This is a genomic window from Embleya sp. NPDC059237 (genome assembly GCF_042754105.1).
In the GTDB taxonomy this organism is placed as follows: Bacteria; Actinomycetota; Actinomycetes; order Streptomycetales; family Streptomycetaceae; genus Embleya.
The window spans coordinates 213,396-229,084 of record NZ_JBHZAE010000002.1; the positions used below are offsets into that span (position 1 = coordinate 213,396).

At 68.9% G+C, this 15,689-nt stretch carries 4 protein-coding genes and 1 pseudogene; all 5 read right to left on the reverse strand.

Annotated elements, in window-relative coordinates; translation table 11 throughout:
* Window positions 1–27 precede the first annotated feature (27 nt).
* The 5 genes and pseudogenes from ACFXKZ_RS08000 to ACFXKZ_RS08020 all read right to left on the reverse strand — a co-directional run bounded on the left by ACFXKZ_RS08000 (window position 28) and on the right by ACFXKZ_RS08020 (window position 15,638).
* A complete protein-coding gene (locus ACFXKZ_RS08000; RefSeq protein ID WP_379997670.1) occupies window positions 28–3,873 on the reverse strand; it encodes an amino acid adenylation domain-containing protein in 3,846 nt (1,281 codons plus the stop codon).
* A 4-nt stretch (window positions 3,874–3,877) separates the two neighbouring features.
* Window positions 3,878–11,614: an amino acid adenylation domain-containing protein gene (locus ACFXKZ_RS08005; RefSeq protein WP_379997672.1), complete on the reverse strand. Its 7,737-nt coding sequence runs from the start codon at window positions 11,612–11,614 to the stop codon at window positions 3,878–3,880.
* Window positions 11,615–12,573: 959 nt separating this feature from the next.
* Window positions 12,574–13,754: pseudogene (locus ACFXKZ_RS08010) on the reverse strand (zinc-dependent alcohol dehydrogenase).
* A 179-nt stretch (window positions 13,755–13,933) separates the two neighbouring features.
* Window positions 13,934–15,310 carry a cytochrome P450 gene (locus ACFXKZ_RS08015; RefSeq protein WP_379997674.1) on the reverse strand — a complete coding sequence of 459 codons (1,377 nt, stop codon included), beginning with the start codon at window positions 15,308–15,310 and terminating at the stop codon, window positions 13,934–13,936.
* Window positions 15,311–15,398: 88 nt separating this feature from the next.
* The gene (locus ACFXKZ_RS08020; RefSeq protein WP_379997676.1) at window positions 15,399–15,638 is read right to left on the reverse strand and encodes a Rieske (2Fe-2S) protein; all 240 of its coding nucleotides are present in this window, start codon (window positions 15,636–15,638) and stop codon (window positions 15,399–15,401) included.
* Between the last annotated feature and the right edge of the window lie 51 nt (window positions 15,639–15,689).

Sequence of the window (15,689 nt, forward strand, 5' to 3'; positions counted from 1 at the left end):
GCGATACCCGCGAGCACGTCGCCGCAGTCATTGCGCCAGCTTGTGGTTGATGACCTCGAAGACTTCGGCCACGGGTGCGGGCATGTTCATTTCGTGGTGCGTGGCGCGCACGTCGTGTACCTCGATGGAGCCGAGGATGTACGGCCGCCACATGGGCGCGTACACCTCATCCTTGAGCGTTGCGCTGAAGAACAGCACATCGCCGCGGTAGACCGGGGATTCGAAGTCCATCATGCGGGTCGTATTGTTGGCCAGTACCTTCGACATGGTGTCCAGGAAGTGTTGTTGGTTGTCGGTACCTATGTACTGGCCGAAAAACTCTTCGAGTTCGTCCCGGTAGTTCGACGGTGTCTTGCCGGCGTGGATCTCGGTGAACCCGTGCCCGCCCGGGTGAGAATCCAGGATGGCCGCGAGGGCGATCCGGTGCCCGCGGCGGTCGAGCAATTCGGCGACGGCCTGCACGAGTGTGCCGCCGTAGGACCAGCCGATGAGGTGGAAGGGCCCTTCCGGTTGGATCTTCAGCATCTCGGTGACGTAGTCCTCGACCATTTCCTCCACGGACCCCGCGAGCTTGTCCACGCCGTCGGAACCGCGGGACTGCAGGGCGTAGGCCGGCCGGTCCCGCACGTGCGTCACGAAGCTGAAGTAGGCCCAGCCCAGGCCGCCTCCCCCGTGGAAGAACCACAGGGGCTCTTTTCCCGTGCCGGGATCGGTGTTCAACGGCAGCACGACTGCGAAAGGGTCGGCGTTGTCCAGGGGAATGCCGCCGATGAGCACCAGCGAGGCCAACTCGGCGACCGTGGGATATTTGATGATCGTCCTGAGCGGTATGTCCACGTCGAACTGCTTGCGGATGCGCGCGCTGAGTCGAGTGGCCAGGAGCGAGTGTCCGCCGAGCGTGAAGAAGTCGTCGTGGATACCGACCTTGTCCCTCCCGAGCAACTCGCCGAAGAGGGCGCACAGCTTCTCTTCGTTGATGTCGCGTGGCCCTTGTCCGACGGCGGTGTCCGTGTTCTCGGACGGCAGTGCTCGTCGGTCGAGCTTCCCGTTCGGCGTCAACGGGATCTCGGACATCGCAATGACCGCGGAAGGCACCATGTAGTCCGGGAGACGCCCACGCAGGTACTCGGACAGTTCGGCGAGCAGCGGGCTGGTCGGCACGTCGCTCGCCGGAGCACCGGCATCGGCCGGCACGGCACGAGATCGGGGCACCACATAGCCCACGATGCGCTTGTCGCCGGCCTCGTTCTCCCGCACCACGACCGCCGCCTGCGCCACCCCGGGATGCCCGGCCAGCACATACTCGATCTCCCCCAACTCGATCCGAAAGCCCCGGATCTTCACCTGGAGATCGGTACGCGCGATGTATTCGAGCCGACCGTCGCGGTTCCACCGCGCCAGGTCCCCGGTGCGATACATCCGCGCACCGGCTGGACCGAACGGGCACGCCACGAACCGCTCCGCGGTCGACTCCGGTCGGCCCTGGTATCCGCGGGCCACTCCGGCTCCGGCGATGTAGAGCTCGCCCTGCACTCCGCGCGGAACCGGGCGCAACCACGAATCGAGCAAGTACACCCGGGTGTTCCCGACCGGAGATCCGATCGCCACCACACCCGCCCCGGCCTTCACCTTCACCGGTGCCATGGTCGACCACGTCGTCGTCTCCGTCGGGCCGTACCAGTTGCCTACTTCGGCGGCCTGATCCGCGAGCGTCTCGGCCAGCCGTACCGGCACCGCCTCCGCGCCGGTGATGATCCGCAGACCCTTCGCCGCGGTCGGCTCGTGCGTGAGCAACATCTGCCAGAACGCGGGCGTGGCCTGCACCACGGTGACCCCGTGCCGACGGATGAATGCCACCATGGCGGACGGATCGGTGACGGTGTCCTTCCGGGCCATCACCATGGTCGCGCCGGAGACGAACGGCAGGTACAGCTCGGTGTTCGCCATGTCGAACGACACCGTCGTGCTGAACAACATGCGGTCTGCGGACGACAGCGGGAACCGCCGCTGCGTCGTGGCGATGAAGTTCGCCACCGCGCCGCGCGGGATCGCCACGCCCTTCGGGGTCCCCGTCGACCCCGATGTGTAGATCACGTACTGGATGTTCTCGGGCCGCACAACCACATCGGGCGCCGAGTCCGGATAGCCGGTGCAGTCCACGCCGGCCAACTTGTCCGTATCGATCACCAGCATCGGATCCGCCTGATCGAGGATGTCGTCGATCCGGGAACGCGGGTGGTCCGGATCCACCGGAACATAGGCTCCGCCGGCCTTCAGCACCGCCAGCAGTGCGACCATCAGGTTCACCGTGCGCGGCAGGCAGACCGCGACCAGCGACTCGGCCCGCACGCCGCGCTCGACCAGCCAGTGCGCCAGCCGGTTCGACCGGACGTCCAGTTCGCGGTAGGTGAGCGTCTCGTCCTCGCCGATCACGGCGAGGGCCTGCGGAGTTGCCTGCACCTGCCGGTGGATCGCCGCCGACAACCCCTGTTCCAGGGTCGGTTCGGTGGTGTCGTTGACTCCGACAAGCAGTTGCTCCCGCTCGCCCGCGACCAGCACGTCGATGTCCCCGACGCGCACGCTCGGATCGGCCACCACCTGCTCCAGAACCCGCGCGAATCGAGTACCCATGGCCTCGATCGTGTCCCGGTCGAACAGCCGGGTCGCGTACTGGATGTCGGCCTGCAGCGTCCCCGTCGCGTCCATGGTCATGCTGAAGAACAGGTCGACCTGGGCCTGCGACGGGATGGCCTGTTGGAATTCCACCTCGAGTCCGGGAAGGTCGAGGCTCGGCTTCTCGTAGTTCTGCCAGCCACACATCACCTGGAACAACGGCCGGTACGCGCTGGAGCGGTCGGGGTTGATCGCCTCGACCAGCACGTCGAAAGGTAGGTCCTGGTGCTCGTAGGCCGCCAGTGCCTTGTTCCGCACCCGTGTGAGCACCTCGCCGAAGGCCGGGTCACCGGAGAGGTCTACCCGCAGCACCAGGTTGTTGACGAAGCAGCCGATCACAGGGTTCAGCGCCTCTTCCGTCCGCCCGGCGATCGGCATGGCGATCGGCACATCCTCGCCACCACCGAGCTTGCACAGCAGCACCGCCAACGCCGCCTGCACAAGCATCGACATGCTGGTGCCCCGCTCGGCCGCCAGTTTCTCCAGTCCGGCCGCCACTTCCGGTTTCACCACGAAGCCGAGCGTGTCGCCCTCCGTGTCCGCGTCCAAGGACCGCGGTCGATCCAGCGGCAGGTTCAGTGGCTGCGGTGCCCCGTCCAACTCGTCGCGCCAGTACTCGACCTGCGCGGCGGCGAGAGAGTCGGGGTCGTTCACGTCGCCCAGTAACTCGCGCTGCCACAGCGTGTAGTCCTTGTACTGCACGGGCAGCGGCTCCCACTGCGGCGCCCGACCCGCCAGGCGGGCGGTGTAGGCCGCGACCAGGTCCCGGGCCAGCGGCGCGCCGGAGCTGCCGTCGGTGGCGATGTGATGGATCACCACGACCAGCACGTGCTCTTCCGATGAGCAGCGGAACAGAGCTGTCCGCATGGGGATTTCGACCGCCAAGTCGAAGCAGTGCGAGATGGCCCCGTCGACCGCGCCGGACACGTTCTCGGGCGCCACCTCGACGACGGGCATCCGCGCCTGCGCGAACGCCTCCGCCACCGGCAGGATCCGTTGGTGGGACTCACCGTCGTCATCGGTCACATAGACCGTGCGCAGGATCTCGTGTCGGTCGACCAAGTCGCGGATGGCCACGGCGAGGGCAACCTCGTCCAGCCGTCCGGTCAGCCGGAACGCCGCCGACATGTTCCAGGTCGCGCCTCCCTCGAGTCGGTGCAGGAACAAGGTCCGACGTTGTGCGTAGGACAGCGGAATCATTGCCTCACTCCTCTACGGTCATCCTGCGCAGTCGGGGACGACCGTGAGGGGTCGGTTCCTCCGACCACGGTGCGAGCGCGGCCACCGTCGGCAGGTCGAAGATCTTGCGGATGGGAATCTCGATTCCCATTTCGTCGCGGGCGCGGCTGATCAGCCGCACGACGAGCAGGGAATGTCCGCCGAGCGCGAAGAAACTGTCGTCGATGCCGACCGAGTCCACGCCGAGTACCTCGGCGAAGAGCTTGGTCATGGCCTCCTCCCGCAGGTTGCGGGGCGCACGGTAGGCGGTGCCGGTGTATTCCGGCTCGGGCAACGCGGTCCGGTCCAGCTTGCCGTTGGGCATCAGCGGCAGCCGATCCAGGAGGACGAACGCGGCCGGTACCATGAACTCGGGCAGTTGCTCGGCCGCGAACCGGCGGATCTCCTCGACGGCGATCCCACCCGACGGCACCACGTACGCAACGAGTCGCCGGGCAATGCCGGTCCCCCGGACGATGACGGCGACCTGCGCGACGTCGGGGTGCGCGGTGAGCACGGCCTCGATCTCGGCGGGTTCGATCCGGAAGCCGCGCACCTTGACCTGCGCGTCCCCGCGGCCCACGTACTCCAGTTGCCCCTCGCCGTTCCAGCGGGCCAGGTCCCCGGTGCGATACATCCGCGACCCGGACGGACCGAACGGGTCCGCGACGAAGCGCTCGGCGGTCGGCGCGCCGCGGTCGTAATAGCCGCGACCCACGTTCCCACCGACGTACAACTCGCCGACCGCGCCCGGCGGCACCGGAGCCAGGCCGGGACCGAGAAGGTAGGTCCGCATGTTCCCCAGCGGCATGCCGATGGGCGCGCTGCCCGTCCAGTCCTGCTTGTCGCCGGAGACGGTGTAGGTGGTGGCGTAGAACGACTCGCTCTGCCCGTAGGCGTTGACGACCCGTACACCCGGGAAGGCGCGCCGTGTCCGCTCGACGAGGGACGAGGGCAGCGCCTCGCCGGCGAAGACGACCGTCTCGACGTCGGTGCGGCCGGAGATCTCGTCGAAGAGTTCGGCGAAGGCGGACGGCACGGTGGAGATCACGCTGCCGCTCCAGCCCTTCCGGTCGCTCAGGGCCATCACGTCCTCGACGACTTCGACGATGCCGCCGCTTGCGAGGGTCGTGAAGATCTCGAACGCCGAGACGTCGAAGTTGATCGACGTGCCCGCCAGGAGCCGCTTGCCCGGCTCCATGCCCACGCGAGGGGCCAGGCGCAATACCCCGTTGACCACGTTCGCATGGGTGATGGCCACGCCTTTGGGCTTGCCCGTGGAGCCGGAGGTGTACATTACGTACGCCAACTGCTCCGCGTGGAGCGGCAGTTGGAGGCCAGTGTCGGGTCCGGACAGGTCGAGCTCTTCGACGAGGACATCCGGGGCGTCGTGCTCGGGCAGCACCGCGACCGTCGTGGAATGGGCCAAGACCAGATGCGGCCGTGCCTCCTCGAAGATTGCCGCGAGGCGGTGGCCGGGGTATCTGGGGTCGACCGGCAGATACGCGCCACCCGCCTTCAGCACCGCCAACAGGGCGATCACCAGGTCGGCTGACCGGGGCAGCGACACCGCCACCACCGACTCCGGGGCCACACCGCGGCGGACCAGTTCGCGCGCCAGCCGGTCGGCCCGGGCGTTCATCTCGCGGTACGTCAGCGACTTGCCCCCGGCGACCACGGCGACATCAACCGGAGTCCGCACCACCTGCGCCTCAATGAGCCCGGCGATCGTCACGTCCGGCGTGGGGGCCGCCGTGTGGTTGAACTCCGTGAGCAATCGGTCGCGTTCCGCCGACTCCAGGATGTCGACTCGTGCGACCTTCAGCTCGGGGGTGGCCGCCAACTGCCGCAGGACGCGGACGAGGCGGGCCGCGCAGAGTTCCACCGCGTCCCGGTCGAAGACGCCCAGCGAGAACTGAAGAGTGAGCTGGAGGTGCGGGTCGACAGCCGCCATCAGGGTCAGCGGATAGTTGGTCGCCGTGGACGGGCGCAGGCCGGTGATGGCGATACCGTCCGCGGCCTCGGTGGCGGCGTCCAAGCCATCCCGGTCGATCGGGTAGGACTCGAAGACGACCAGCGTGTCGAAGAGGGTCTGCAGACCGATGGTCTGCTGGATCTCCGTGAGCCCGTAGTGGTGGTGCTCCTGAAGGGTGGTCTGCCGGCTCTGCAGCCGAGTGAGGATCTCGGAGAGGGTGTCGCCGGGTGCGTACTCCAACCGTACCGGCAGGGTGTTGATGAACATCCCCACCATCGACTCGACGCCCGTCATCTCGGCCGGACGTCCCGAGACGGTGGCACCGAACACCACGTCCCGGCGGCCGGTGAGCTGAGCCAACAACAGCCCCCAGGCACCCTGGACCAGCGTGTTGACGGTGACGCCCGACTCGGCCGCGCGCCTGACCAGTTCGCGCGCCTCGTCGAGCGGCAGTACGACGTCGACCTGGTCGACGCCCCGCGCACCCACACCTTCGGAGCCGGGAGCAAGCAGGGTCGGCTCCTCGAACCCCTCGAGTTCGACACCCCACACCCGTGCCGACTCCTCGTCGTCCTGCCGGGCGCGCCAGGCCAGGAACTCGCCGAAATCGCGGATCCCGGGCAACCCGGCCGGGTCGCCGTCGGATGCGTAGAGCAGCAGCAGGTCCCGCATCAGCAACGGTGTGGACCAGCCGTCGAGCAACACGTGGTGAGCGGTCAGCACGAGTTCGGCCCCGCCGGACTCGAGAGCGACGAACGCGAACCGGATCAGCGGTGCCGTGCCCACGTCGAAGTGCGTGGCCCGGTCCTGGGCGAGGAACCGCTCGAACGCCTCGGTGCGCTCCTCCCCGCCGCGCCCGGTCAGATCGAGGTACTGCCACGGCAGGGACACCGTCTCCGGCACCACCTGCACCACATCGCCGGCCGCCCGGTTGACGAACGCCGCACGCAGGCCGGCGTAACGCCCCAACAGCGCCTGCCCGGCCCGACGCATGCGCTCCGGGTCGACCGCGCCGGACAGGTGGAACGCCAGTTGCATGTGATAGGCGTCGAACGAGGGTCCGGCCAACATCGTGTGGAACAACATGCCGGACTGCACCGGGGTCACCGGCCATACCTGGGTCAGCTTGCCGAACCGGGTCTCCCAGGTGTCGATCTCCTCCTGGCCGACCTCGACCAGCGGCGCGTCCGTCGGTGTCAGTCCGCCGGCGTCGGGTGAGACCGCGTGCCGAGCCAGTGCAGTCAGTGCCTCGACCCACAGCCCGGCCAGTTCGGTCACCTCCTCGCGGGAGAGCACACCGGTCGGGAAGGCGAACCACGCGGTCAACTCCTCACCGCCGAGGGTGTTGACGGCCACCGCGTTGATCTCCAGCGCCGACAACACCGGCATGTCCGCGTCCGGAACGGCAATCAGGTCCGGCACGGTGGTATCCGGTGCCCAGCCCAGGCCCCGCAGTTCCGCGGGAATGTCCGCGCCGGTGGTCCGGCCGAGGTAGTTGAAGCCGATCTGCGGTTCCCGCTCGGCGGCCAGTACGGCGGCGGTCTCCGGATTCAGCCGGCGCAGCAGACCGAAACCGATCCCGTTGTCCGGAACGGCCCGCACCTGCTCCTTGACCGCCTTGATCGCCCGTCCCGCGGCCGGACCACCGGCGAACGCCTCGGCCACGTCGACGCCCGCCAGATCCAGCCGCACCGGGAACATCGCGGTGAACCACCCGATCGTGCCCGAAAGATCCGCCCCGGGTACCACCTGCTCCTCCCGACCGTGCCCCTCCAACCGGACCAGAACCGAGGACCCCGTCACACCGCGCGTCTTTCGGAAACGTGCCAACGCCAACGCCAACGCCGCCAGCAAAGCGTCGTCCGCACCGCCCCGGAAGACCGAGGGCACCGTGTTCAACACGGTTTGCGTGACATCCGCCGGCACCCGAACGCGCACGGTGTCCACGGTGGCAGCGACATCGCGCACCGGGTCCAACGCCCGCGCTCCGAGTACCGGCTCGTCTCCACCCAACATCCGCTGCCACAGCGGCAGTTCCGCCGCCCGCCGCGGTTTGACCGCCTCCTCGACCAGAGCATGCGCCCACCGGCGCAACGAAGTACCCGCCTCGGCCCGTACCGTGCCGTGGCCGTCCCGGACCTGTTGCCAGGCGGAGATCAGGTCCGGTAGCAGGATCCGCCAGGACACCCCGTCGACGACCAGGTGGTGCAGCACGATCAACAACCGACCCGCGCCCGAGGAGGTGAGCCACACGAACTGCGCCATCACACCCGCGTCCGGATCCAACCGCCCCGCCGCCGCGTCCAATTCGGCGAGCACACCGGTGTCGTCGTAGGGGACTTCCCGCACCAGTGCGCCCGCGTGCACGCTGCCGGGCGGTCCGATCCACAGGCCCGACTGCGCCCGAACCAGTCGGGAACGCAACACGTCGTGCCCGTCCAGCACGGCCTGCACAGTCGCGACCAACTCCGCACGGTCGATGCCCTCGGGCAGGGTCAGCATCGCGGACATGCAGAACCGGCCGATACCACCACCGGGCGCGAGGACGTGCGCGGCGGTCGGCGGCAGCGGAGCCCAGCCGATGCCGCCACCCGGCAGCTCGGCCAACGTCACGCGTGGCTCTTCTCCCCGTCCCTCGACCAGTTCCGCGAGCCGGGCGACGGTGCGGTGCTCGAAGATGTCCCGTGTGCTGACCACGATGCCGCGCTTCTTGGCCCGCGCGACGACCTGGATGGAACGGATGCTGTCCCCGCCGCCGGTGAAGAAGTCGTCGTCGATGCCGACCTGTCGGGCGTCGAGCACGTCGGCATACACCTCGGCCAACACCCGTTCCGCGGCACTGCGCGGTGCTCGGTAGTCGGCGCCGGAGAACTCCGGCTCGGGCAGTGCGGCCCGATCCAGCTTTCCGGTCGCGGTCAATGGCAGCCGCTCCAGCACCACGAGCAAGGCAGGCACCATGTAGTCCGGCAACCGCTTGGCCGCGAACCGCCGCAGATCCGTCACGAAAACGCCGGAGCGCGCGTCGGCAGCGTCGCTTCCTGCACCCGTCGGCGCCACGTAGCCGACGAGCCGCGTGTTGCCGGCGGGGTCCACGCATGCCGTGACCGCAGCCTGGCCGACCGCGGGATGTCGAGCGAGGACGGTCTCGATCTCGGTCGGCTCGACACGAATGCCGTTGACCTTTATTTGGGTGTCGGCGCGTCCCGCGTAATTCAGTCGGCCCTTGTGGTCCCAGCGGGCCAGGTCACCGGTTCGGTACATGCGTGCACCGGCCGGACCGAACGGGCAGGCGACGAATCGCTCCGCGGTCGCCCCGCCGCTTCGGTGATATCCACGGGCAAGCAATCCGGCGACGTACAGTTCGCCGACCACACCGGGCGGAACCGGCGTCAGCTCCGGTCCCAGAATGTAGGCGCGCATGTTGGCGAGCGGCTGTCCGACCGGTATCGCTCCGGTCCCGGCCCACTGCTGTGGAAGCGTGAAGGTGGAGGCATAGAAGCTTTCGGTCTGCCCGTACGCGTTGACGACACGGACATCGGGGAACCTGTGGTGGACCCTGCGCACGAGATCGGCCGAGAGCGCTTCACCGGCGAACACGATGGTTTCCACGTCGAGTCGAAGACTGCCCGGATCCTCGGTGGCGATCTGATCGAGGAGGGCGGAGAACACCGCGGGCACGGCACTGATGGTGCTGCCCGCCCATCTGTCGCGTTCGGCGAGTTCGAGCACGTCGCGGACGACTTCGACGCAGGCGCCGGCGGAGAGCGCGGTGAATACCTCGAACACGGAGACGTCGAAGTTCACCGAGGTCGCGGCGAGCATCCGCGAGCCCGGCCCGACGTGCGTGATCCGCCGCAGATCCCGCACACCGTTGACCACGCAGGCGTGGGTGACGGCAACGCCTTTGGGAGTCCCGGTCGATCCGGACGTGAACATCACATAGGCCGGATTGTCCGCGCCGATACGGACATCCGGGGCCGGCGGCACGGGTCCGTCGAGGTTCAGGTCGTCCAGGTGGAGCACCGGTGCTCGGCGCTTGGCCACGGCGGCCGTTTCGTAATCGGTCAGCAGCAGAGCCGGATCGGCCGCGTCGAGCAGGAGCTCGACGCGTGCCGCCGGGTACCCGGGATCGATCGGCAGGTACGCACCGCCCGCCTTGAGCACGCCCAGCAGCGCGACCACCAGGTCCGCGGATCGTGGCAACGCCACGGCTACCAGCGCATCCGGCCGCACACCATGCGCGTGCAACACCGCAGCCAATCGGTCTGCGCGAGCGTTCAACTCTCGATACGACAACGTGGTTTGCCCACAGACGACCGCTGTCGCGTCCGGTGTCCGTATCACTTGAGCGGTGACGAGTTCCGCCACCGTCGCCTCTCGCACCGGTACGGTCGTCTCGTTCAGCCGTGTCAGCCGAACCCGTTCGGCGTCGGTGAGCACGTCCACTTCGCCGAGACGCTTCCCCGGATCGGCGACCACCTGCCGCAACACGCGAAGATAGCGGTCGACGAAACTCTCGGCCGTAGAGTGCTCGAATAGTTCCGTCGCGTACTCCAGCCGCGCGTACGCGCCTTTGGACGGGTTCGGGACGATATTGAAGAACAGGTCGAACTTGGCGGTGCCGGTGCCCACCGGAAGCGGGGTGACCCGCAATCCCGGCATGTCGATCTCGGACCACGCGGACTGCCAGGCCAACATCACCTGGAACAGCGGTTGGTACGAGGTAGTGCGGTCCGGGGCGAGCAGTTCCACCAGCCGCTCGAAGGGAACGTCCTGGTTGTCGTACGCGGCAAGAGCCCTCTCGCGCACCTGCGCCAACAAGTCGCGGAAGGACGGGTTCTCGGACAGGTCGGCACGCAACACCCAGGTGTTGGCGAAGAACCCGATCAGCTCGTCGAGTTGTTCATCGGCACGTCCCTCGATCGGACTGCCGATGGTCAGGTCGTTGCCGGCGCCCAGGTGATGCAGGAGCACCGCCAGCGCGGCCTGGGCGAGCATCGGCGCCGTGGCGCCGTTATCCGCGGCCAGCTTCCCGATCCGGGCGAGCAGTTCCGGCTCCAACCGGAAGTCGACATGAGCGCCGCAGTGCGCGGCCGACGTCGGACGCGGCCGGTCCAGCGGCAACTGCACCGGCTGCGGTGCACCGGACAATTCCTCTCGCCAGTGGTGCAGTTGCACCGCAGTGATACTCTCCGGGTCCCCTTCGTCGCCCAACAATTGTCGCTGCCACAGCGTGTAGTCCTTGTACTGCACCACGAGCGGCGTCCACCCCGGCGGCCTTCCCTGGCGACGCGCCGCGTACGCCGACAGCAGATCCCGCAGGAACGGCACCATCGACGCGCCGTCCGCGGCTATGTGGTGGAACACGAACACCAGCACGTGCTCCTGCGGGCGGACCCGGAAAACGGTGGTTCGCAGCGGGAGTTCCGTGCCCAGGTCGAATCCCTCACACACGTTCTCAAGCGTCGCGGCGTCCACCGCTTCCGCAGCCGTGTCGACCACCCGGAACGGCACGGTCGCCTCCTGCGCCGGCAGGATCCGCTGCTCCGGCGTGCCGTCCTCGTTCTCGACGACCAGGGTGCGCAGGCTCTCGTGCCGGGTGACCACGTCCGTCACCGCGACGGCCAGGGCCGCCGTGTCCAGTGGCCCTTCCAGGCGTAGCACGAACGGAATGTTGTAGGTCGCAGATGGGCCTTCCAGCCGGTGCAGGAACCACAGGCGCCGCTGGGCGAAGGACAACGGGATCATCGACGCTTCTCCTATGTGGTCATGGGACGCAGCGAGGGGCGGTGGTACGCGGCGGCTCCCCGAGCCGAACCGCCGGCTGTGCATCGGTCGGATTACCGAGCTCGACGCGGAGCTCGTAGACCTCGATCCGAAATTCGGACCGCACCATGTCCTCGACCCCGCCGTCCCGGTCCCACCACACGGGATCGCCGTAGTGGTGGAACCGGGCTCACGGCGCGCCGTGAGGTCACGCGACGGACCGCTCCGCGGTCCGTCGGGCCGGCGCAACCGGGAACGCCTCCGCCGGGACGGTACGAAGTCCGCGCCGGCCACCCTCTTCCGCCACGTCGGCTCGGTCGGGCGCCGGCACTTCGAGGGCGCCGATCGGCGCCGTCGAGTCGACGAACACTTGCTCAAGCACCCAAACGAACCGGGCCACGATCACCTGGATCGCGTCGCGATGACAGGTGTCGCCCTACCCGCCCCATCCGGGCCGAGCATCGAGAAAACCGATCCCGCAATGTCCTCGAAGCCGATGCCGTCGAGCACGACTTTGCCGCCATATGTCCTGCCCAGCCCACAAACTGCAAGTGCCGAACATGTCATGACGTCACTGTCCTCACGCCGTCTGACACCGATCTGTCACGCCTGTGACACGGCCGGGGACATGTCAGCGTCTGGTCCGGACAAGCTCTGTTTGCCGACCATCCGCAGGACACGGACGACCGCCGGCACGTGCCGGAACGGCGTTCCGGCGCCGACCTGTCCGGGATGACCACGCGGGCGGTCATGACCCACCATCCGTCGTGCGCGGGGGCACCGGAGCGTGCGGATCGCGGCAGACGGCGAACTCGCCCTTCGTTTCCGAGCCTTGACGATCATCGGTCAGTGGATGTGCCGCCTTCTCCGGCTCGTGCCGCAGCCGCCTCCACTGCCTGGGCGTACACGTCGCACCGCATCGCGGTCAGGCAGCCGGTGGGTCAGGGGTGCAGTAGGACCTTGATCGTGCCGTCCTGCTTCTTCTGGAACCGTTCGTATGCCTGCGGCGCTTCGGCGAGCGGGATGCGGTGGGTGGCGAAGTCCTCGGTGCCCAGCGGGTCGTCGTCCTCCAGCAGCGGGAGGATCTCGGGCACCCATCGGTGGACGTTGGCCTGGCCCATGCGCAGTTGGAGCTGCTTGTCGAACATGGTGAGCAGCGGGAGGGGGTCGGCCATCCCGCCGTACACGCCGGCGAGCGAGATGGTGCCGCCGCGGCGGACCATGTCGATCGCGGTGTACAGGGCACCGAGTCGGTCCACGCCCGCCTTGCGCATCATCTTCTCGGCGATCGTGTCCGGCAGCAGGCCCGTGATCTGCTGGGCGAGTTTGCCCACCGGTGCGCCGTGCGCCTCCATGCCGACCGCGTCGATCACCGCGTCCGGGCCGCGGCCGTCGGTGAGGTCGCGGATCGTGTCGGAGATGTCGTGTTGGGCCGTGAGGTCGAACGCCTCGACGCCGCGCTCCCGGGCCCGGGCCACGCGCTCGGGCACCAGGTCGACGCCGAACACCCGTTCCGCGCCCCGATGCAGCGCGATGCGACACGCCATGTCGCCGATGGGGCCCAGTCCGAGCACGGCGACGGTGCCGCCGCGGGGCACGGCGGCGTACTCGACCGCCTGCCACGCGGTCGGCAGCACGTCCGAGAGGTAGACGTAGCGGTCGTCCGGCGGGCCCTGGGCGACTTTGATCGGCAGTTTGTTGCCGAAGGGACCCGCAGATACTCGGCCTGGCCGCCGGGGACCTGTCCGTAGAGCTTGGTGTAGCCGAACAGCGCCCCGCCCATGCCCTGTTCACGCACTCGCGAGGTCTCGCATTGCGAGTGCAAGCCCTCTGCGCACATGTAGCACACCCCGCACGAGACGTTGAACGGGATCACCACTCGATCGCCGGGTCGTACGTGGGTGACCTCGGCGCCGACCTCCTCGACGACGCCCATCGGTTCGTGGCCCAGGATGTCGCCCTCGCTCAGGAACGGGCCGAGGACCTCGTACAGGTGCAGGTCCGAGCCGCAGATCCCGGAGGAGGTGACCTTGACGATCACATCGTCCGGATCCTTCAGCGTCGGGTCCGGGACGGTGTCCACGCGTACGTCGCGCCTGCCGTGCCAGGTGAGCGCCTTCATCGTGATCATCTCCAGAAGCGACTGCTCGATGCGCCGGCCGGCCCCGGCGGAGCCGCCGTGCGCCGGGAGGCCACGACCGTGGCCGGTCGGGAACGGGGGACGTCCCTACCCCTCCCGCTGACCGGTCGACGCGCGATCAAACACCGAAGGGTTGGACCGAGTGGATGTGGGGGTGGTCCTCACGCCGTGAGCAGTCGCGCCGCCGTGTGGTTCCAGGTGTGCGGCAAGGGTCGGCCGGGGTCGAGGAGGCCGGGGACGGCGAGGTCGAGGTTCGTGGTGCGGCGCAGCACCGTGTCCAGCAGCGCGGTCACCGTGAACAGCACCAGGTTGCGTCCGGGGCAGGCGGCGGGTCCGGCGCTGAAGGGCACGATGCCTCGGGCGGGGTCCGCGCGACCATCGAGCCACACGTCCGGGGCGAAGCGGTCGGCGAAGTCCAGCGTGCGCGCGTCGCGGTGGAAGAAGGAGCTGACCACGGCGACGGCGGCGCCCTCGGGGGCCAACGAGTCCCGGCGGGTGGCGTCACGCAGGATCACCAGCGTGGTCGGCCACAGGCGCAGGGACTCCAGGACGCAGGCGCGCAGGTGGCTCGCCTCGGCGATACCGGCCGGGTCCTCCACGTCCCGGAAAGCCTGTTCGTCGCGGGCCCGCTCGGCGTGCTCGGGATGCGCGGCGAGCAGGGTCAGCGTGTTGAAGGCCGCGATCGCCGCCGCGTCGTAGGCGAACAGCCAGTGGGGCACCTGTCCGAGCGGGTCGATGCCCTCGCGATGGTCGGCGAAGGCGGCCGGGGCCGCGAGGCTGCCCGGTTCGGCGCGGGTCAGGTGAGCACCCAGGCGCGTGGTGAACCGGTCGTGGATGCCGGTGCGGCGTCGGTGTGCGAAGCCCCAGTTGGCGTCCGCACGCAGGGCGTCGAGCTGTTTGGTCAGGGCGGTGTCGTCGGCCGCGCCGTCGCCGAGCACGATGCGGCGCACGATCCGCAGGAAACGGGCGTGGAAGCCGTCCCAGTCGCACAAAGCGCCCGGCTCGGCCAGGAGGGCGGCGACCTCTTGCCGGACCACGTCCAGGAAGACCCCCGACAGGTGGTGCGCCGCGTGCGGCGTCTCCAGCACCGTCTCGTTGAAGCGCCGACGTGCCGCACGCTGACGCGCATCGCGGGTGACCAGGACGGCGCCCGGCTCGAAGTGCCCCAGGGCGGCTACTTTTTCGCGGTTCGCGGGCGTGAACGGGTCCGGGGAACGGCCGAGTACTTCGCGGGCGTCCTGTGCCGTGAGCGGCAGTACGACGCGGCGACCGAACGCGCTGACCGCGAGCGGGTCCGGTCCGTACTCGTCACGCAGCCGGGTGAGCAGGGCGTTGCCGCGCCGTGCGCTGTCGCGGTGCGCGGCGAGGTCGAGCAGTCGCGGCCGGCGCAGGATCACGCCCTGCGCGACGATGGGCGCGAACACCTGGGCGCACACGCGCGCGGAGTCCGCGGCGGATGCGCGCCGGACCCGGTGCGACCCGGGGCGTGCGCGATCGGTGGAACGGGGCCCGGCCACACCGGATCCGATCATGATCATGCCTCCGAAAGATGGTTGTGGGCGGTGCGGAACCCCGGCCGATCGGGCACCTCGCGCGGCCGGGGCCCGGGCCTCGGTGGGAGAACGGTTACGAATACCGAGAGCACGTCTCCACCGTCGGTAGCGGTTGTCCCGCACCCGGCAGGCGGACCTGGGGTTCCTCGCCGAGGACCCGTGTCTCGAATACCGGTTGCGGCGCGGTCGCCGGGCCGTGCACGACCTCGCCGTCGGCGAGGGAGAAGACGCTGCCGGGCCAGGGACAGGTGACGCAGCCGCCGGCGACCTGGCCCTCGGTTGGCGGTCCGGACAGGTGCGAGCAACGATCCACGATCCGCGAGCACGTTCGCCCGTGAGCCGCTGCGGACGACCCAACGCGGTT